This is a genomic window from Porphyromonas uenonis 60-3, from assembly GCF_000174775.1.
GTDB lineage: Bacteria > Bacteroidota > Bacteroidia > Bacteroidales > Porphyromonadaceae > Porphyromonas > Porphyromonas uenonis_A.
In genome coordinates, this window is the sequence record NZ_ACLR01000039.1 from 1 (window position 1) to 656 (window position 656).

Here is a 656-nt window from a genome sequence, read left to right on the forward strand (position 1 = left end):
CGTACGCAACTCGCTCTTTGGCGCAACAACAGCAAGGTCGTTGTAAGCTCGCAGTGGCTGGAGTATAGTCTCCTGTATAGCCGTCTGTGTGGTGACCGCCTTATCTACAACCTTGAAGGTCACGTAGTCAATCTGATAACGCATATTTGTTGTGTTGCGTATAGACGTGTGGAAGTAGAGCAATCCGTTGTGTGCATAGATAGCTTTGAGACCAAACTGCATACCAAACTGCTTGGCCGATATATGCTTGACAAGACGCTTATCCTGCTTGTGTATCGTAGACATCAGTAGCCGTACGAGCGTTGGGGTCTCATTGCCTAGCTCCTTGAAGTATATATCTGCCTTGTTTGAAGGTAGATTACCTTCACCAGAGTGGAGGAAATCCACCATCTCTAGCGACAGCTTCTCAGGCTCCTTGGCATACTTTACATTGAAAGCGTAAAAAGAGCCATCGGTGCAGATTACAGACATATTTGTCTCTGTCTCAAAGTCCTTGACGGAGGCTTTAACACGGAGAACGTTCTCTGCGCTTTCCGCCTTAGCAGCGACAATGTTGGCACTCCCTAAGTCCACATAGCGTATCGGTGCGGGAAAGATGAGATGGGTGGTTTTGTCAAAGGTGACCTCTAGTCCATACGGTATAACGGTACGACCAT

General features: G+C 47.7%; 1 protein-coding gene. It reads right to left on the reverse strand.

Annotation, left to right across the window (positions count from 1 at the left end; translation table 11 throughout):
* Positions 1–656, reverse strand: a 656-nt coding sequence (gene traN / locus PORUE0001_RS01330; RefSeq protein ID WP_007364650.1) for a conjugative transposon protein TraN, incomplete at both ends; no start/stop codon positions are given.